Below are 19,005 nucleotides of genomic sequence, written 5' to 3'. Positions count from 1 at the left end.
CCCAGGGTCCTAGCTCTCCTCCCCCGGCTCCCAGTCCAGCAGCCGCACTTTCGCCACCGTGCGGACGTGGCGTCGCATGGCCGAGGCGGCCTGCCGGGGCTGCCCGGCGGCGATCGCGTCGAGGATCGCCCGGTGCTGGGAGAGGGAGCGGGACGGCCGGCCGGGCTGGCGCAGTGACTCGGTGCGGCTCTCGGCGATCTGCTCGGCGATGGAGCGCATGAACTCGGCGAGCAGACTGCTGTGGGCCGCCGCCGTCACGGCGGCGTGGAACAGCCGGTCGCCCTCGACGCCGTGGCCGCCCGCCTCGATCTCCTCGGTCATCAGGCCGAGCGCCGAGCGCATCGCCGCCAGGTCGTCCTCGGTGCGCCGCTCGGCGGCCAGCTCCGCGAGCTTCGTCTCCAGCGCCTCCCGTGCCTCCAGGACGTCGGGAAGGCGCCGGCGGCGTTCGACCATCCGCTCGACCGGTTCGGTGTCGAGGCTGTCCCGCACGAGGTAGGTGCCCCCGCCGTGCCGGGCCTCCACCAGGCCCTGGACCTCCAGCACCACGATCGCCTGCTTCACCGAGGCCCGGCTGACCCCGAGCCGCTGGGCGAGATCCCGCTCGGGCGGCAACCGGTCACCGGCCCGCAGACCGCCCTCGGCGACGTACTGGCGCAGCCGCTCCAGCACCTGTTCGTAGAGGCGCTGTTTCGTCATGGGGCGCAGGGCGTCGGTCACGGGCTCCCCCTCTCGCCGGGAGCCTAACACCGGCCCTTCACAGTGGCGGAGTGGCTGAGCCAATTCTCGCGCACCCCCTTGACGGGCGCCCGGCCCGCACCCACGCTGTTCGACCAATGCACCTCAAGTGGCTCAGCCACTCGTCCACTGGAGGTGCGCCCAGCCGCTCCGGGGCCCAACGACGGGAGCCCGTATGTCCCCCGAACTCATCTCGATCCTCGTCCTCGTCGTGGTGTTCGTCATCGCCACCACCCGTTCCGTCAACATGGGCGCGCTCGCCTTCGCCGCCGCGTTCGCCGTCGGAGGGCTGGTCGCGGACCTCGACGCCGACGGCATCTTCGCCGGGTTCCCCGGCGACCTGTTCGTCGTCCTGGTGGGCGTCACGTACCTCTTCGCGATCGCCCGCGCCAACGGCACCACCGACTGGCTGGTGCACGCCGCCGTCCGGCTCGTGCGGGGGCGGGTGGCGCTCATCCCCTGGGTGATGTTCGCCCTGACCGGCACGCTCACGGCCATCGGCGCGGTCAGCCCGGCCGCCGTCGCGATCGTCGCCCCCATCGCCCTGAGCTTCGCCGCGCGCTACGGGATCAGCCCGCTGCTGATGGGCGCGATGGTCGTCCACGGCGCCCAGGCCGGCGGCTTCTCCCCGATCAGCATCTACGGCTCGATCGTCAACGGCATCGTGGAACGCGAGAAGCTCCCGGGCAACGAGGTCGTCCTGTTCCTGGCGTCACTCGCGGCGAACCTGGTGATCGCGGCGGTGGTGTTCGTGGTGTGCGGGGGGCTGAAGCTGTGGGCGCGGGGGGCGGTGACCGACAGCGACAGCGCCGGTGACGGCCCCACCCCGGCGGCCCCCGCTGCGGGCAGTCGTGCCGCTGGGGCGGCACGGGTGGGCGCGGCGGCACCTGGCACCGCCCAGCTGCGGACCCACCCCGCCCCAGCCGCTCCCACCCGGAGCCCGGAAGAAGCCCGCCTCACCCCGGCCCGCACAGCCACCCTCACCTCCCTCCTGGCCCTGGTCGTCGCCGTCCTCGTCTTCGACCTGGACGCGGGACTGACAGCCATCACCCTCGCCGTCATACTCAGCACGGCCTGGCCCGAAGACAGCCGCAGGGCCGTAGGCGAAATCGCCTGGCCCACCGTCCTCCTCATCTGCGGCGTCCTCACCTACGTCGGCGTCCTCGACGAGATGGGCACCATCACCTGGGCCGGCGAGGGCGTCGGCGGCATCGGCGTCCCCCTCCTCGCGGCCGTCCTGCTCTGCTACATCGGCGCCCTGGTCTCCGCGTTCGCCTCCTCCGTGGGGATCATGGGCGCCCTGATCCCCCTGGTCGTGCCGTTCCTGGAGCGGGGCGAGATCGGCGCGATCGGCATGATCGCCGCGCTCGCCGTGTCGGCGACCGTCGTGGACGTGAGCCCGTTCTCCACGAACGGCGCCCTCGTCCTGGCCGCCGCCCCGGACGTGGACCGCGAGCGTTTCTTCCGGCAGCTGATGGTGTACGGAGGGATTGTGGTGGCGGTCGTACCGGCGGCGGCCTGGCTGGTGATGGTCGTCCCCGGCTGGGGATGACCATCACCAGCCGGGCCCACCGCCCACGGACAACAGCAGGCACCAGCAGGCAACAGTCAAGGAGATGTGACGCGTGCCCCCTCTCTTCCCGGCCCTGACCGACAGCCCGGCCGACCGTCCGGCCCTCCGGTTCGGCGAGCGCTCCCTCACCTACGCGCAGCTCGCCGCCGCGGCCGGAGCGCTCACGGGCCGCATCGGCGGAGCCACGCGGGTCGCCGTCTGGGCGACGCCCACGATGGAGACGGCCGTCGCCGTGGTCGCCGCGCTGCTGGCGGGAGTCCCAGCCGTGCCGCTCAACCCCAAGTCCGGTGAGAAGGAACTCGGGCACATCCTGTCCGACAGCGCCCCCGAACTCGTGCTCACCGCTCCCGACGACCTGCTTCCCGCGCCCCTGCGGGACCTCACCCGCGTGGACGTCGACGTACACGCCACCGGCCCGGCCCCCGAGGACCGCGCCGCGGATGAGGACCCGGCCCTGGTCGTCTACACCTCCGGCACCACCGGCCCGCCCAAGGGGGCCGTCATCCCGCGCCGGGCCGTGGCGAGCACCCTGGACGCGCTGGCCGACGCCTGGCAGTGGACCGGCGACGACGTCCTCGTCCACGCGCTGCCGCTGTTCCACGTGCACGGCCTGGTCCTGGGCACCCTCGGCCCGCTGCGGCGCGGCGGATCGGTGCGGCACCTGGGCCGCTTCAGCACCCAGGGCGTCGCCCGCGAGCTGAACGGCGGCGCGACCATGCTGTTCGGCGTGCCGACGATGTACCACCGCATCGCCGAGGCCGTGACGAGCGACCCGGACCTGGTGAAGGCGCTGACCGGGGCCCGGCTGCTGGTCTCCGGTTCCGCCGCGCTGCCCGTGCACGACCACGGCCGGATCGCGACGGCGACCGGGCGGCGGGTGATCGAGCGGTACGGCATGACGGAGACGCTGATGAACACCAGCGTCCGTGCCGACGGCGAGGCCCGCCCGGGCACGGTCGGCGTGCCGCTGCCGGGCGTGGAGCTGCGGCTGGTCGAGGAGGACGGCTCGGAGGTCACCGCGCACGACGGGGAGACGGTGGGCGAGATCCAGGTGCGCGGGACGAACCTGTTCACCGAGTACCTCAACCGCCCCGACGCGACCGCCGCCGCCTTCACCGCCGACGGCTGGTTCCGCACCGGCGACATGGCGGTGCGCGATCCCGACGGCTACGTCCGGATCGTCGGCCGCAAGGCCACCGACCTGATCAAGAGCGGCGGTTACAAGATCGGGGCCGGTGAGATCGAGAACGCGCTCCTCGAACACCCCGGAGTGCGGGAGGCGGCCGTCACCGGGGAGCCGGACGCCGACCTGGGCGAGCGGATCGTGGCGTGGATCGTGCCGGCGGATCCCCAGGCGCCCCCGACGCTGGAGGAGTTGGCGGACCATGTGGCGCAGCGGCTCGCGCCGCACAAGCGGCCGCGGGTCGTGCACCACCTGGACGCGCTGCCCCGCAACGACATGGGGAAGATCATGAAGCGGGCGCTGGCCCATGGCTGAGCGCCTCTCCGCGCGCGAGGTCGTCACCGCCCTCGCCGACGACGCCACCTTCGCCGAACTCCCCGCCCCGGCACGCCAGTCGCGGCCCGACGGCCCGCTCGCCTGGCCGGGCTACGACGACTCCCGCGCCCGGGCCGCCGAACGCACCGGCGAACAGGAGTCCGTGGTCTGCGGCACCGCCCGCGTCGGCGGCGTCCGGGCCGTGCTGATCGCGTTCGAGTTCGGCTTCCTCGGCGGCTCCCTCGGGCAGCGCACCGGCGACCGGCTGGAGGCGGCGTACGCGTACGCCCGCGAACGGCGCTTCCCGGTCGTGCCCCTGGTGGCGACGGGCGGCAGCCGCATGCAGGAGGGCATGCTCGCGCTGACCCAACTCCAGCGGGTGGCACGCCAGTCGGCGCTCACCCGGGAGGCCGGTCTCGCGCAGGTCGCGGTCCTGCGCGACCCGACGACCGGGGGCGGCTGGGCCACCCTGGGCGCGGGCGCGGACGTGGTGCTCGCGCTGCCCGGGGCCCAGGTGGGCTTCGCCGGGTCCCGGGTGCGGCCCGCGGACGCGGACCCGGCGGCGTACACGGCGGAGGCGCAGGTCGCGGCCGGCGCGGCGGACGCGGTCGTACGGCCTCAGGAGCTGCGCGAGACGCTCGGGCGGTGGCTGCGGCTGCTGACCTGCCCGTCCACCACGCCCGCACCGCCGCCCGAACCGCTCGGCGAGTGCGCGGTCCTGCCCGTCACCGGCTGGGACGCCGTCCGCCGGGCCCGTTCCCCGCAACGCCCGCGCGCCGACGCCTACTTGGACGCCTACTTCACCGAGAGGACGGAGATCAGCGGCGACCGCTGCGGCGGCACCGACCCGGACGGCATGCTGTGCGGCTTCGGCACGCACGAGGGCCGTACGGTCGCGTACGCCGCGCAGACCGGGACCGCGACCCGCCCCGCCGGATACCGCACCGCCGCCCGGCTGATCCGCCTCGCGGACCGGCTCGGCGTCCCGGTGCTGACCCTCGTGGACACCCCGGGCGCGGCCAACGACGCGGAGGCGGAGCGGCAGGGCGCGGGCGCGGCCATCGCCGACCTGTTCGGCGCGGTCGCGAGCGCCCGCACCCCGGTGACCACGCTGGTGATCGGCGAGGGGGGCTCGGGCGGCGCCCTTGCCCTGGCCGCCCCCGGCAACACGTGGGCCACGCCCGACAGCTACTTCTCGGTGATCGCGCCGGAACTGGCCGCGGCCATCCTCAAACGGCCCCCGCGCGAGGTCGAGTCGACGGCGGACCAACTGCGCATCCGGCCGCAGGACCTGGTGGAGCTGGGGGTGATCCGGGGGACGGTCGGTGGGTGAGTTCCGTGAATGCCCTCGGCGTCCTCACGTACCTTCCGTCACAATGGTGCTGCCCAGCGCAATCGGACGACGGGGGTGTCGTGGACGGGTTGATCGAGTTCAAGACCGGTGACGGGGCCGTGGTCGCGGTCGAGGCGGTGGAGGAGCGGTCCGGCTCGCGCCTGGTCTCCCGCGGCGACGGCACGGTCCAGGCGGCCCGCACGTTCGAGGGCGCCCTGGACGGAGTGCGGGCCGCGGCCGAGTCCGCGCTGCGCGTCTTCCGGGACGGCTCACTGAGGCCCGACGGCGTGGAGATCGAGTTCGGGGTGAAACTGGCCGCAGAGACGGGCGCGTTCATCGCCAAGGGCACCGCCGAGGGCCATCTGGTGGTCAAGCTGACCTGGTCCCCGTCCACAGAGGCCGCCTCCGCGCCGCACGTCCCGCCCACCCCGGAAGCCGCCTCCGCGCCGCACGTCCCGCCCACCCCGGAAGCCGTCACACCGGATGCCGCGTCCGCGCCGGGGGCCGGCGCCGCCTCATGAGAAGGGCCGTGGACAGTGCGGCGACGGGCGCCCTGAACAGCGCCGAGTGGCACGCCCGGATCGAGTTACGGGGCCGGGTGGCCGGAGCGGGTTTCCTGGTCACCCCGAGCACGGTGCTGACGTGCGCTCATGTCGTGGGCGGCGGCGAGGACCTGGCGGTGACCTTCACCGAACGGCCCGGCACCCCGGCCGTCCCCGCCCGGGTCGTCGCGCACGGCGGCTGGAGCGGCGGCGTCACCGACCCCGGCGACCTGGCCGTGCTGGAGCTCGACCGGGAGATGCCGATGGCCCCGGCCGCGCTGGCCCCGGTCGACGCGGCGCACGGCCCGACGGCCCGCAGGCTCGTCGTCTACGGCTTCCCGGACGGCTGGGACGAGGGCACCCTCGCCGAATGCCGGGTCACCGCACCACAGTTGATCAGACGCGAGTGGTTCCAGCTGGAGGCCTGGCACCAGGGCGGCCAGCCCCTGGCCCCCGGCTTCAGCGGAGCCGCCGTCACCCTGGCCGACACCGGCGAGGTCGTCGGCATGGTCACGGCCGACTCCGGCAGCGGCGAGGTGCGCACCGGCCGGATGATGCCCACCCAGGTCATGGCCCGCTACTGGCCGGACCTGCGGAGCCTGGTCCCCACCTCCGACCACACCAGCGCCGACCGGGCCCGGCTGCGCGCCCTGGTCGAGAAGGCGGCCCGGGCCGGCGTCGACTGCGACCCGGCGCGGCTGTACACGGCGGCGGCCGATCCGTTCGATCCCCCGCCGCCGGAGGAGGGATTCGGCTCGCTGTGGTCGGCGGCCCTGTTCGTGCTGTGCGAACTCGACGGCCCGGGCGCCGCCCGCACCGTCGCCCGGTTCGCCGACCGGCTCCAGGATCTGCTGCACGCCCCGGCCGTGGAGCCGTCGGCGCCCGACTGGTCGCCGATCCTGGTGGAGCTCGGGCACAGCGGGGCGGGTGACGGCCTGGTCCGGGTCGAGGTGTCGGCGTACAGCGAGGGGCGGCGGCACCCTGTCCAGTCCGGCACGGTCGAGCAGCACCGGCTGCACGCATACGTGCAGGAGGGGATCGAGGCGGCCTTTCGCCATCTGACGCCCGGCGCCGACGAGTTGGTCGCGTTCGCGCTGCCCCGGGACTGGCTGGACTGGCCGGTCGACCGCTGGGAGAGCGCCCCGGACGACGACACACCGCTCGGCTGCGTCTACCCGCTGGTCGTCACCGACCACGCCCGCCGCAAGGCCAGCACCCGGCATGTGCTGACCCGGACGTGGAAGCGTCTGGACTCCTGGCCGGGAGCGCGGATGCACCGGGTGGAGTGCGGCGGGCCGGAGGAGCCCGGGCGGCTGCGGTTGCGGCTGCGGCAGAGCGACGCCTGCCTCGCCGGGTTCGGCACCGCCCCGGCCGCCGTCCGCACCCGGCCCCACTTCGACGTCTCGCTCGCCGCACCGGCCCCGGTGATCGTGTGGTCGCGGGGCGGCTGCGGCTCCGGGCAGGAGGAGTGCGCCGGGGCGGACGGCTGCACCGGCAAGGCGTTCCTCGACGCGCTCGACGCCCACGTCATGGCCGTACCCCCCGCCGAACTCCCGCGTCACGTCCTCGCCCTGCGCGAGGAGGCGCTGGCCGAGGAGGACCACTGGGCCCACGGCATCCAGCTGCTCTGGGACGACCCGCGGCTCTTCGCCGACCCGCACGCCGTCACCGCCGCGCACGCGAGGTCGCCGGTGGCCTGACCCGCCCGCACGCGACGCGCTTCGGGAAAACACCCGCACGCGACGCGCCTCGAGAACACCCGCACGAAAACGGAGAGCGGAGACCACTCCCCATGCCGCACTGGTCCGTCTACACCGGCCGCAACGAGCCGCACGACGGCATCGACGACCTGCCCGCCCCGCCGCCCTGGCGTGCCTTCGACGGCGGGCCGGCCCTGCCGCCGCCGCACGACGGCGACGACGCGACGGCCGTCTCCCCCGACCGCGTGCACCGGGCGAAGTCGTACGTCGCCGGCGAGGAGAGCGTCCGGCTCGTCAACGCCGCGCTCTGCCTGCGCCGCCCCCTGCTCGTCACCGGCCCGCCCGGCACCGGCAAGTCGTCCCTCGCCTACGCGGTGGCGCGCGAGCTGCGGCTCGGCCCGGTGCTGCGCTGGAACATCACCAGCCGCAGCTCGCTGGCGGACGGCCTCTACCAGTACGACCCGCTGTCCCGGCTGTACGCGGCCCGGGACGGGCAGGAGGGGCCCGGCGGTGTCGAGGACCACCTGCGGCTCGGCCCGCTCGGCACCGCCCTGCTCCCCTACGACCGGCCCCGCGCGCTGCTCGTCGACGAGATCGACAAGAGCGACCTCGACCTGCCGAACGACCTGCTGAACGTCCTGGAGGAGGGCCAGTACGAGATCCCGGAACTGGTCCGTGCCGCCCGGCACTCCGGCGACGGCACGGCCGAGGTCCTCGCCGACGGCACGGACACCCCGGTCGCCGTCCGCCGCGGCCGGGTCCGCTGCCGGGCCTTTCCGTTCGTCGTGCTGACCAGCAACGGGGAGCGCGAGTTCCCGCCCGCCTTCCTGCGCCGCTGCGTCCGGCTGAAGCTGCGCCGCCCCGGCCGGGACCAGCTCACCCACATCGTCCGGGCCCATCTGGACCCGCCGGACGGTGACGCGGACCGCCTGATCAGCCGCTTCCTGGAGCGGGCCGCCGGCGGCGAACTGGCCACCGACCAGCTGTTGAACGCCCTCTACCTCACGGGAGTGGCGGGCCTGGACGCCGAGTCGCGCGACGACCTCGCCGAGCAGCTGATGCCGTACCTCAGCGCGGCGGCCGACGGCGATGGCTTCTGAGGCCGGATCCGGGCCGTCCCCGCTCGCCCGGCTGGCGGCGGCCCTCTCGGCGGCGGGCGCCGCTCCGACGCCCCGGGAGATCGCCGAACTGCTGTGGCTGGCGGGCCAGTTGGAGCAACCGGCAGAGGAGCCCCTCGTCGGGGAGCCCGAGGCCGGGCAGCCCGAGGCCGGTCGACCGGCCGCTCCCGAAACTCCCGCCACCGCTGAAGACCCGCCCGGCCCCGCCGAGCGGGCACTCGCCGCCCCCGCACCCGCGCACCCCACCGAGCCCCCGGTCCGGGCCGCTCACGACCGCGTGCCCCTCCGCCTCCCCGCCCCGAGGTCCCCGGACGGACCGCAGCACCACCCCGGCGCCGGTGGATCCCCCCTGCTCGCACCCGCGCCCCCGATGCTCCCCCACCCCCTCGCGCTGCAGCGCGCCCTGCGTCCGCTGCAGCGCAAGGTGCCCTCCCCGCACGCGCGCCTGCTGGACGAGCGCGCGACGGCCGACCGGATCGCGCGGCTCGGCGCCCACCCGGACGTGTGGCTCCCCGTGCTGCGCCCGGCACCCGACCGCTGGCTGCGCCTGAACCTCGTACACGACACCGGCCCCACCATGCCGGTCTGGCGTCCCCTGGTGAGCGAACTGCACGCGGCGCTCGCCCAGTCGGGCATCTTCCGCACGGTCACCCTGCACCCGGCCACGCCCGACGGCCGGGCCCGCCAGGTCCCCGTCCTCGACGACGGCCGCACGGCCACCCTCGTCGTCAGCGACTGCATGGGCCCGCAGTGGCGCCCGGGCGAGGCGGGCGACCGCTGGTACCGCACCCTGCGGAACTGGTCCCACCGCATGCCGCTCGCCGTGGTCCAGCCCCTCCCCGAACACCTGTGGCCCACCACGGCGTTGCCCGCCGAGCCGGGCCTGCTGACGGCCCCCACCACCGCGGCCCCCACGGCGACCCTCGCGTTCACCCCGTACGACGCGTCACCGCCCCCGGACGGGGCCCTCCCGCTTCCGGTCCTGGAACCGGGCGCCCCCTGGCTCGCCCACTGGGCCGCCCTGCTCGCCGACCCGGGCGGTGCCCGCACACCCGGCGCGGTGGCCTGGCTGCCGCCCGCTCCCGCACCCCCCGCCGAGCCCGCCCCCGACCTCACCACCGCCTCCCCCGAGGACCTGGTCCTGCGCTTTCGCGCGACCGCCTCCCCCGAGGCCTTCCGTCTGGCCGGGCACCTCGCGCTGGCGGTCCCCTCGGTGCCGGTGATGCGCCTCGTCCAGCGCACCCTGGACCGCGACCCGCGCCCCCAGCACCTGGCCGAGGTGATCGTCAGCGGCATGCTCACCTCCGTCCCCGGCCCGCCCGGCTCCTACGCGTTCCGGCCCGGCGTACGGGAGTTGCTGCTGCGCTCCCTGCCCCGCACGGCCCGCGGCCGGACCCGGGAGTTCCTCGCCCGGGTCGGGGGCCTGATCGACGAGCGCGCGGGGCTCGCGGCCGGTCAGTTCCGGGCCGAGACGGGCGACGGACACGGCGAGGCCGGCCCGGCGTTCGCGACGGTCAGCGAGGAAACCGTGCGGCGGCTGGGCGGGACGGACCCGCAATCGGACACAGGGGCCGTCGCCCCCACGATCCTCTTCGAGTCCGACGACCTCACCGGCCACCCCGAGGCCCGTATCACCCTCGAGTACGCGGTGCACGAGATGCTCTCCCGCGGCGCGCTCGCCCCCCACCGGTTCGACGTACGCGTCCGCGGCAGCGGCTACGACGTCCACACCGAACCCGGCACCTATCTCCTCCCCGTGCTGGTCGCCGTCCTGCGCGGCCTGCCCGAGGTGCTCACCGGACTCGTGGACCCGCCGCCCCTGACCGTCACGTTCTGGGACCGGCCCGTCCCGCCGCCCGAGCCACCGCCCGTGCCCGCCGACATCCAGGTGATCGTCTCCCCGGCCGTCTACGAGCAGTTCGCCGCCAGCTCGGCCGCCCAGGGCCCCCAGCGCTTCCAGCCCCTCTACCAGGACGGCGCCACGGACACCCCGCCCGTCGCCTGGTACTGCCCGCTGTCCCCCGCCACGACCCCCGAGCCCGAGGCCCGCGACCTGGTGCAGGGCCCCTTCATCACACGCGACCTGCGCCGGCTCGGCATACCGGCCCCGGGCCGCACGGCCGTCGTCCACACCCGGCCCGACGGCCCGCTGACCCTCCTCAACCCCGCCCGGCCGCACGGCGACGGCAAGCCGCGGCTGGTGACGTACTACGAGGTCGACCTCACCACGCACCAGGCCCACCACCGGGTCTCCCTGCCGAGTTCCGGCAAGGGCGTCTTCGCCGCCGCGGTCGAGCTGTCCTGGCACGTGGAGGACCCGGTCGCCTTCGTGCGGGCCGAGGTCGGCCGGGTGTCCGAGCCGCTGCTCGGCCACCTGCTGGAGGAGGCGGCCCGCATCACCCGCCGGCATCCGCTGCGCCGGGCGGGCGCCGCCCAGCGCGCGGTCAACGCCGGGCTGAGCCGCTGGCCGGTGCCCGGGCTGTCGGTGACGGCGTCGGTGCAGCTGGACCGGGAGGGCACGGCCCTGCCCGGACCGCAGGGGGCCGCTCCCGCGCAGCTCCCGCTGCCGCGGCTCCTCGGCGAGGCCGAGACGGTCCTGGTCGGCTTCGACGGCCCGATGACCCGTCTGTTCTCGGCGAGCACCGCGCGCGAGGCCGTGCTCGGCCTGCTCGCCCTGGTCGACGAGCACCGCGACGCGCGGCACGCCCTGCCCGACGCGGTGCGGGAGACGCTCACCCATCCGCTGGACGTGCTCCGCGCCTTCGCGCGGGATCCGCTCGGGCCGCTGCTGCGCGCACGCCTGGACGAGATCGAACTCCGGGCGGTCCCGCACGCCCCGGCGACCCACAACTCCGCGCCCCTGGTGCGCACCCTGCACGCCTCCGGCCGCGGCGTCTGCGTCATCACGGACGTCTGCGCCGAGGCCGTACCCCGCTATCTGCGGCCCTACGGCTCCCTGCCCCTGGCCGGCGTGCACGGACGCGCCGAGGACCTCGCGCTGCTCACCCCGCACCCGGACTGCATGCTGCGCGCCCTCGATGCCTGCGCCGGGTCGGCCGCGACGGGCCTGGTCATCGGTTCCACGGTCGCCGAGCTCGCCGCCGCCCAGCGGGCCGGGCTGCGTTTCGTCGGCCTCGCCCGGAACACCACCACCGACCGGCAGCTGCGCGAGGCCGGCTGCGAGACCACCGTGACCTCCCTCGCGCCCCTGCTGGAGGCCGCGCACTCCCTGTGACCGAACGGCGAACCCCCCGTTCGGCGGCACCCCGCCCGGCCCCCCAGGAAAGGCGGCCCGGCCCCCTGCCGCGCACGATGCGAAAGAGGCCCGCCAACCCGGCGGACCCACGTCTGCGAGGCCCGCCACCTGGCGGCCCCCCACGGTCTGTGCTCTCGGGAGGACCTGCCATGACCGCCAGTCTGGAGCAGTTGCGCCGCTGCCACTTCGCCGTCGACCTGGGGGCGGCCCGCACACGCGTCTACGTCAAGGGCGCCGGGCTCGTCGTCGACCAGCCGTCCGCCGCCGCCGTGAACACCCGCACGGGCGCGCTGATCGCGGTCGGCGAGCTCGCCGAGAAGATGACGGGCCGCACCCCGCACTACATCCGGGTGGTCCGGCCGGTCTCCGGCGGGACCGTCGTCGACATCGAGATGGCGCAGCGCATGCTGCGGCACCTGCTCGGCGACAAGATGCGCCGCGGCCTGCGCCGCAAGCCGATCCTGCGCGCCGCCGCCTGCACCCCGCACGACGCCGACCCGCTGGCCCAGCGCGCCGCGATCGAGACGCTCGTCGGCCTCGGTGCGCGCCGCGTGGAGCTGGTCGACACGCTCATCGCCGCCGCCGTCGGCTGCGGCCTGCCCGTGGAGCAGCCCGAGGCGACCATGATCATGGTGTGCGGGGCGGCGGCCACCCAGGTGGCCGTGCTGTCCCTCGGCTCGATCGTCACCGCCGAGCGCATCCCGGTGGGCGGCGAGGCCGTCGACCACGCGATCGTGCAGCACCTGCGCCACGAGCACGAGCTGATGCTGCCGAGCCAGTCGGTACGGCCGCTGCAACTGGCCCTGTCCGGCAACGGCCTCACCGCGCAGGGCCCGGCCTCCACGGAGATCCACGGCCGGGATGTCGCCACCGGCCTGGCCCGCTCCGTCCAGGTCGACACCGCGGCGGTCCGGGACGCCATCCAGACGCCGCTCACCGCGATCCTGGACGGCATCGGCAAGGTACTGCGGTCCTGCCCGCCCGACCTGGTCGCCGACCTCGGCGACCGGGGGATCATGATGGTCGGCGGCAGCGCCCTGCTGCCGGGCCTGGACCAGATGCTGCGTCAGGCGACGGGCATGCCGGTGCACATCGCCGAGCGCCCGGACGTGTGCGCCGTGCAGGGTCTCGGCGCGATGCTGGAGGGCCGGATCGCGCCGCTGGCGCTGGACCCGCTGAGCACCTGAGCGTCAGCGGGCGGTCAGCGGGCGAACCAGCAGCGCACGGTCGTCCCGGTGTCGCTGCGGTGCACCCGCACCAGGTCGGCGATCAGGTTGACCAGCAGGACCCCGCGCCCGCCGCGCTGTTCGCGGGGCACTGGCCGGCGTCCGGCCAGGATGTCCGCGAGCTGCCCCTCGTCGCGGACCTCGCACACCACGTACCCGTCCTCGGCCCACACCCGCAGCACGCCCGAACCACCGCCGTGCACCACGCTGTTGGTGGTGAGTTCGGCCGTGGCGAGGGCCAGGTCGTCCAGCTTCACGCCGGCCAGGCCGAGCCGCGCGCCCTCCCCGACGGCCACGTGCCGGGCGTGGGACAGCGAGTCGGAGACGAAGGAGAACGTCAGCGCGTCCTGCACCGGCGCCAGCGGCTCGTTGTAGCGGCTGACGACGTCCTCGGGGGCGTACGCGTCGTTGTCCCGCGCCGTGCGGGAGCCGGGGTGGATGACGGCGGGGTGGGTGGCGTACGCGTCGGCGACCATGTGCTCGGGCAGCCGCGCCACGTCGTACGGGCACATGATCGTCGCCGTACGGCCCCGGAAGGCGGCGTTGATGAGCGCCTCGTGCTGGGCGCAGGCCGGGTACTCGGTGTCGGAGCGGCCCGCCCAGACGGGCTCGCCGATGATCCGCACCCGGCGGCCGGCGGGCTGGGCGTCGGCGAAGGCGCGCAGCACGCCGGGGATGATCCGCCCGGGGTTGCGTCCGGCCTCGCGCATGTCCAGCAGCCGCACGGCTCCGGCGGCGTCCCCCAGCGCGTCCCTGATCAGGGCGAGGTTCTTGCCGGGCACGGCGACGGCGACCGGCTCGCCGGCGTCCAGGCCGTCGTGCACGAACGGCAGGGTGCCGTCGAGGTACTCCTGCTCGTCCCGGTAGAAGAGCGCGGGGTGGGCGAAGGGGTCGAGCGGCCCGAAGGGCTCGGTGACGGCAGCGGTCATGACGTCGACACCTCGATTCCCGTCTGGCCCGGCCACAGCAGGTCCAGCGTGCGCCGCAGGGCGGGCGGCGGCCTGCGCACCACGAACCGCCGGCCGTCCCGGAGCTGCCCGGCGGCGGCCGCGAGCGCGCCGGCGCCCGCGACGTCGACGAACGTCACGCCGGACAGCTCCAGGTAATACACGTCATCGTCCTCGCGAACGGCCTGTTCCAGTACGCCTTCCCAGATCGCCCGGGTCGTCAGACCGACCTCGCCGGCCGCCCGGACGCCCCGCTGCCCGGCCAGCGGGAACACCGCGAGGCCCGGCACCGGACCTCGCGGGCCGGTCTGCGACAGCTGTTGCCGAGTGTTCAAGGCCCTCTCCCGATGCTTCTGGACCACTGCGCTCGTACCCGTACGACGAAAGCTCATTCCCCCAAAGGGTGTGTAGTACGCCGTACGGCGGGCAGGCGCACCCTCACACCGACGTCCACGGGGGCGAGTCGCGCAGTCCGGCGACCGAGACGAACACGACCGACGAGGACCGACAAGGCGGTGACATGACCTCAGCGGCATCACCACATCTCACAGGAGGGCTGGACACCCTGGTCATCCGTGGCCGCGTCGACGCGGACCGCGCCGAGCTCACCCCGCGGGGTGAGCTCGTTCACGGCTGCGCCGACATCCTGGCCCGGACCCTGGCCGGTCTGCCGGCCACCGTCACCCGGGTCGACCTGGACATGGCGGGCGTGCATTTCATGGACACGGCCGGTCTGCAGTTCCTTGACCTGCTGGCCGACCACGGCCGGCAGCGGTCGCTGACGGTGACGGCGACGAACTGGAACGGCCAGCCGCGCCGGATCCTGGAGCTGGCGGGCCTGGACACGACGGACCCGCTGACCGGTCTGGCCGTCACGGGCCCGGTTCCCGCCGGGCCGCCGACCGCTCCCGCCTCCTCGGCGGTCGCCCTGGAACGCGCGGAGTGCCTGCACGTGTTGCAGGAGGAGGTCGAGCAGCTCCGCCATGCCATCGCCTCCCGCCCGGTCATCGACCAGGCCCGGGGCATCCTCATGGCCACGCACGGCTGCACGTCCGACGAGGCGTGGCACATCCTGCGGGAGGCGTCCCAGCTGTCGAACACCAAGCTGCGCGATGTCGCGGCGGCGGTGACGGCGAGCGCGGAAGCGGACGGGCACCCGCCGTCCCCCGAGCTGCGCACTGCGCTGCAGCGGGCTCTCGCGCGGCGCCGCCGGGGCTGAACGCAGAAGGCCACATAGAGGCGGCGCGACGGGGCACCCGTATCTCCCCAACCAGTCAAGGGAGTTATTCGTGATCATCGCGGTCGTCATCGCCGGGTGCGTGCTCTTGGCCGTGCTCGCCTTCCTCGTCCCCCGTCTCTCGCGCCACCCCGAGCGCGGCACCCAGCGTTCGCTCGGCGCGGGCGCCCGCGCCGGAAGCAAGGCCCCCGGCGTCCTGGGCAGGCTCTTCAGCAAGCCCTTCCACACGAGCTCCCGCGCGGTGAGCCGCAGCGGCTCGGCCGGCCGCCGCACCCGCGGCCGCATGCCCTTCTGACGTACCGCCCGGCCGGCCTGCGCGGCATGCTGGTCCGGTACAGCAGGGCAGCCAGAAGGAGACCTTCTCGATGGGCACCGCAGTGCATGTCCCGCAGACGCGGGACATGATCGGGGAGGAACTCTCCGGAGACGAGGCGTTCACCGCGCTGCGGCGCTACGGGGGCCGCCGGCTGCTCGTCGACGCGTTCACCCGGTTCCGCTACGCCGACGGCTTCAGCAACTCCCGCTCCCTCGCCTTCCAGGTGGTCCTCGGGATGGTGCCGTTCACCATCGCCCTGGTCGGCGTGGCCACCACCGTGCACACCGAGAGCGTGGGGCGGATCATCGAACTCACCCTCGGCCGGATCGTGCCCGGCGCCAGCGCGGAGCTGATCGAGGACGCCCTCGACGGCACCGAGCGCAGCGCCGGTTCCGGCGCCTGGGGCGCCGTCGCCATGTGGACGGGCCTGGCCTTCGCCGTACTCAACCTGGCCTCGGCGATGGCCCAGGTCGAGCGGGGCGCCAACCGCATCTACGGCATCGAGCGCGACCGGCCCTTCCTGGCCAAGTACGGCCGTGCCCTGCTCCTCGCCCTGGCCGCGGGCATGCCGATGGTGCTGGGGTTCCTCGTGCTCGTCGCGGGCGACGCCGTCGGCAGTGCGGTGGTGGAGGCCTACGGCTGGTCCCGCACCTTGCTCGACTGGTGGGGCGCCCTCGACGTGCCCCTGGGCGTGGTGCTCGCCTGGGTCGCCTCGTCGGCGATCTTCCGCTGGGCGCCCCGCCGGGACCAACCGGGATACACCTGGCTGGCGTTCGGCTCGGCGGTCCATCTGGTGCTGTGGATCACGGCCACCTGGCTGCTGGCCGTCTACGTCGCCGAGAGCGGTTCCTTCGGCGCGGTGTACGGGCCGCTGACGGCGTTCGTCGCCCTGCTGCTGTGGGCCAACCTGACCGGGGTGGTCCTGTTCCTCGGCATCGCGTTCGCCGCTCAGCTGGAGGCGGCCCGGGCCGGCATCACGGAGGCCGTGCGCCCGGACCCGGGACCGGGCCCGTGACGTCCACCGCTGACGCGCGCCCGGCCCCTGTGATCACCACGCAGAACCAGGACGTATCGTCCTCGGTGTGAGCGACGTGCCCCCCGCGACCACAGCACCGGCAGACCTCGAAGCGACCTCCACACCCCCCGGACCGGCCGGCCCCCCGGTGACCGGCGACGACCCGGCCCTGCGGGCGGCCTACCGACTGTGCCGGCGCCGGACGAAGGACGAGGACCCGGCGGAGTACGGGCTGATCCAGCTGGTGCCCGCGGCCCTGCGCCCGGCGCTGCACGCCCTGTGGGCGGCCGCCAACGCCCTGGACGACCTGGGCGACGACCGCACCGCGCCCGCCGCCGAGCGGGCCGCCCGGGTCGGGGCCTGGATCACCGCCCTGCACCGCGAACTGCCCACCGGCTCAAGCCCGGACCCGATCCGACGCGCCCTGGTGGACACCGCGAACCGCTGGCGCCTGGACCTGTCCGAGCTGCGGGACGCCATGGCCCAGGTCCAGGACGACACCGACGGCAGGCACTTCACCGACTGGGCCGAGTGGCGCACCTGGGGCCGGGACAACCTCCTGCCCTGGTTCGGCCTGGTCCGCACGGTCTTCGACCGGGCCGGAGTCCCCGTCGCCCTGCGTCTGGACACCCGGGAGGCCTACGAGGAGTTCCTCGACGGCGTCCGGCTCACCGACATCCTCACCGACCTGGCCGCCGACCTCGCCCAGGGCGACCTCCTGCTGCCCCCCGAGGCCCTCGACCTCCACCCCGGCTCGGCGGCCGACCTGGCGCGGCGGCGCTGGAGTCCCGCCGTCACCGCCCTGGTCACGCACCTGACCGGTCTGGCCCGCCAGTGGGTGAGCCACGAGTCGCTCACCCGCGGCATGCACCCCGGCCCCGCCACGGTCCTGCACACGATGGCCGCCCTGCTGCGCGCCCAGCTCGACGCGATCGACGCCGCGGGTCCGGCCCTGCTCCGTTCCCCGCCCCGGCCCGCGCTGCGCACCCGGGCCCGCATCCTCGCCCCCGCCCGGGCCCGCGCGGCCCTGGCCTGGAGCCTCACCCCGCTGACCGTGCCGCCGCCGCAACACCCCGGCGCCCACCGTCCACCGGCACCGGCCCGGCCGGCACCCGCCCCCGGCACCTTCCGGCTGCCGCCGCCCCACCCGAGCGGCGCGCGGCCCCCCGAGATCCCGCCCGGCGATCTGCCCGCCCACGTCGCCGTGATCATGGACGGCAACGGCCGCTGGGCCCAACAGCGCGGTCTGCCCCGGCACGAGGGTCACCGCGCCGGTGCCACCGCGGTCCGCGAGGTGGTCCATGGCGCCCTGGACCTCGGCCTGCGCCATCTGACGCTCTACACCTTCTCCACCGAGAACTGGCACCGTGACCCGGAGGAGGTCGACGCGATCCTCGACCTGCTGCGCCGCGAACTGACCGAGAACCCCTTCCGCGACCTCGACGTCCGGCTGCGCTGGCACGGCCGCGCCGGCCGTCTGCCGCCCGACCTGGTCGACCTGCTCCACCTGAGGGAGCGCACCACGCGCGCCCGTACCGGCCTGACCCTGACCATGTGCATCGACTACGGCGGCCGGGACGAGCTCACCCGCACGGCCGCCGCCCTGGCCCGCCGGGCCCGGGAGGGCCGTCTGGAGCCCGGCCTGATCGCCGAGGACGACTTCGCGCGCCACCTGCCCCTGGCGGACATGCCGGACGTGGACCTGCTCTGGCGCACGGGCGGCGAACAGCGCGTCTCCAACTTCCTGCCCTGGCACACGGCCTACGCGGAGCTGCACTTCACGCCCGGCCTCTGGCCCGACACCGACCGCCGCGACCTCTGGCAGGCGCTCACCGCGTACACCCACCGCCAGCGCCACCACGGCGCGACCCCGGCCACGTCCCCCAGCGACGGACCGTCAGCAGCCCACTGCTCGACGGCCCCTGCTGCGGGGCCGGGCGGGTGAACCGGATGAGCCGCTCTGGAGCGGCACCGCCCTTCTCGCACTCCCGCGAGTAGAAACGGTTCTGCGCGTGTAGCGCGTGGTGGGGCGGGTGGGACTCGAACCCACGGCCGACGGATTATGAGTCCGCTGCTCTAACCGGCTGAGCTACCGCCCCATAGCGGCGTGTCGCGTACATGTGTGCGCGCCGTCTGCCGCAGCATAGCCGCTCATACGATCTCCTGCTTCGGCTGGGCGGCTTCGCACGGCCTGCGTGACCTTGAGGACTGCGCCGGGTGCCGCGCGGTTCCCGGACCAGGGAGACGGACATGAAAAAGGACCCCTGAGAGGGGTCCTTTTTCAACCTGCTCCCCCGACTGGACTCGAACCAGTAACCTGCCGGTTAACAGCCGGCTGCTCTGCCAATTGAGCTACGGAGGACCGAGCTCCCCGGACTGGACTCGAACCAGTAACCTGCCGGTTAACAGCCGGCTGCTCTGCCAATTGAGCTACCGAGGAAGGTCTCGTTTGCATCGAACGTACCCACCTGGGTATCCGCCAGGGGGCGCTCGTTCGCTGCGACACATA

The 19,005-nt window shown here is 74.7% G+C and carries 15 protein-coding genes and 3 tRNA genes; 12 read left to right on the top strand and 6 right to left on the bottom strand.

Annotation, left to right across the window (positions count from 1 at the left end; all coding sequences use genetic code 11):
• Positions 1-9: 9 nt before the first annotated feature.
• Positions 10-717, bottom strand: a complete 708-nt coding sequence (locus IE153_RS08175; protein ID WP_189589058.1) for a FadR/GntR family transcriptional regulator — start codon at positions 715-717, stop codon at positions 10-12.
• Positions 718-910: 193 nt separating this feature from the next.
• On the opposite strand from IE153_RS08175, the gene IE153_RS08170 reads away from it, so the two are divergent.
• The 8 genes from IE153_RS08170 (at position 911) to IE153_RS08135 (ending at position 12,942) form a co-directional block, all read left to right on the top strand.
• Positions 911-2,287, top strand: a complete 1,377-nt coding sequence (locus tag IE153_RS08170; RefSeq protein WP_189589057.1) for an SLC13 family permease — start codon at positions 911-913, stop codon at positions 2,285-2,287.
• 73 nt (positions 2,288-2,360) lie between these two features.
• Positions 2,361-3,806: an acyl-CoA synthetase gene (locus IE153_RS08165; RefSeq protein ID WP_189589056.1), complete on the top strand. Its 1,446-nt coding sequence runs from the start codon at positions 2,361-2,363 to the stop codon at positions 3,804-3,806.
• Positions 3,799-5,139, top strand: a complete 1,341-nt coding sequence (locus IE153_RS08160) for a carboxyl transferase domain-containing protein (protein ID WP_189589055.1) — start codon at positions 3,799-3,801, stop codon at positions 5,137-5,139. Before IE153_RS08165 ends, IE153_RS08160 begins: the two co-directional genes overlap by 8 nt.
• An 80-nt stretch (positions 5,140-5,219) precedes the next feature.
• Positions 5,220-5,660, top strand: a complete 441-nt coding sequence (locus IE153_RS08155) for a CU044_2847 family protein (RefSeq protein ID WP_229828908.1) — start codon at positions 5,220-5,222, stop codon at positions 5,658-5,660.
• Between the two features lie 32 nt (positions 5,661-5,692).
• On the top strand, positions 5,693-7,381 hold the full coding sequence (locus IE153_RS08150; protein ID WP_189589268.1) for a VMAP-C domain-containing protein: 1,689 nt from the start codon (positions 5,693-5,695) through the stop codon (positions 7,379-7,381).
• Between the two features lie 92 nt (positions 7,382-7,473).
• Positions 7,474-8,481: an AAA family ATPase gene (locus IE153_RS08145; RefSeq protein ID WP_189589054.1), complete on the top strand. Its 1,008-nt coding sequence runs from the start codon at positions 7,474-7,476 to the stop codon at positions 8,479-8,481.
• Complete coding sequence (locus tag IE153_RS08140) at positions 8,471-11,734, top strand: SAV_2336 N-terminal domain-related protein (RefSeq protein ID WP_189589053.1); 3,264 nt, start codon at positions 8,471-8,473, stop codon at positions 11,732-11,734. Before IE153_RS08145 ends, IE153_RS08140 begins: the two co-directional genes overlap by 11 nt.
• Before the next feature lie 170 nt (positions 11,735-11,904).
• Positions 11,905-12,942 carry a rod shape-determining protein gene (locus IE153_RS08135; protein ID WP_189589052.1) on the top strand — a complete coding sequence of 346 codons (1,038 nt, stop codon included), beginning with the start codon at positions 11,905-11,907 and terminating at the stop codon, positions 12,940-12,942.
• A 14-nt stretch (positions 12,943-12,956) separates the two neighbouring features.
• Here the strand turns inward: IE153_RS08135 and IE153_RS08130 are convergent, their stop codons facing one another.
• Both IE153_RS08130 and IE153_RS08125 read right to left on the bottom strand, forming a co-directional pair.
• Positions 12,957-13,910 carry an anti-sigma factor RsbA family regulatory protein gene (locus IE153_RS08130; RefSeq protein WP_189589051.1) on the bottom strand — a complete coding sequence of 318 codons (954 nt, stop codon included), beginning with the start codon at positions 13,908-13,910 and terminating at the stop codon, positions 12,957-12,959.
• A complete protein-coding gene (locus IE153_RS08125) occupies positions 13,907-14,263 on the bottom strand; it encodes an STAS domain-containing protein (RefSeq protein WP_229828905.1) in 357 nt (118 codons plus the stop codon). The genes IE153_RS08130 and IE153_RS08125 overlap by 4 nt, the downstream gene beginning before the upstream one ends.
• A gap of 185 nt (positions 14,264-14,448) precedes the next feature.
• Here IE153_RS08125 and IE153_RS08120 point away from each other — a divergent pair, with 185 nt between their 5' ends.
• From IE153_RS08120 to uppS, 4 genes are all read left to right on the top strand, one after another.
• Positions 14,449-15,147 carry an ANTAR domain-containing protein gene (locus tag IE153_RS08120; protein WP_189589049.1) on the top strand — a complete coding sequence of 233 codons (699 nt, stop codon included), beginning with the start codon at positions 14,449-14,451 and terminating at the stop codon, positions 15,145-15,147.
• Between the two features lie 70 nt (positions 15,148-15,217).
• Positions 15,218-15,460 (top strand): DUF6411 family protein, encoded by a 243-nt coding sequence (locus tag IE153_RS08115; RefSeq protein WP_031111933.1) that lies wholly within the window; start codon positions 15,218-15,220, stop codon positions 15,458-15,460.
• A gap of 70 nt (positions 15,461-15,530) precedes the next feature.
• Entirely contained in the window at positions 15,531-16,496 is a 966-nt protein-coding gene (locus IE153_RS08110) for a YihY/virulence factor BrkB family protein (protein ID WP_189589048.1), read from the top strand.
• A gap of 67 nt (positions 16,497-16,563) precedes the next feature.
• On the top strand, positions 16,564-18,441 hold the full coding sequence (gene uppS / locus IE153_RS08105; RefSeq protein WP_308432147.1) for a polyprenyl diphosphate synthase: 1,878 nt from the start codon (positions 16,564-16,566) through the stop codon (positions 18,439-18,441).
• A 77-nt stretch (positions 18,442-18,518) separates the two neighbouring features.
• Here uppS and IE153_RS08100 read toward each other — a convergent pair.
• From IE153_RS08100 to IE153_RS08090, 3 genes are all read right to left on the bottom strand, one after another.
• A tRNA-Ile gene (locus IE153_RS08100) sits at positions 18,519-18,595 on the bottom strand.
• A gap of 190 nt (positions 18,596-18,785) precedes the next feature.
• Positions 18,786-18,858: transfer RNA gene (locus tag IE153_RS08095), tRNA-Asn, on the bottom strand.
• A 5-nt stretch (positions 18,859-18,863) separates the two neighbouring features.
• A tRNA-Asn gene (locus IE153_RS08090) sits at positions 18,864-18,936 on the bottom strand.
• Positions 18,937-19,005: the final 69 nt, after the last annotated feature.

It is taken from the genome of Streptomyces massasporeus, assembly GCF_014648995.1.
GTDB classification, from domain to species: domain Bacteria; phylum Actinomycetota; class Actinomycetes; order Streptomycetales; family Streptomycetaceae; genus Streptomyces; species Streptomyces massasporeus.
The sequence above is the reverse complement of the archived record's forward strand: the minus strand, read 5'-3'. Positions and strand labels throughout refer to the sequence as shown.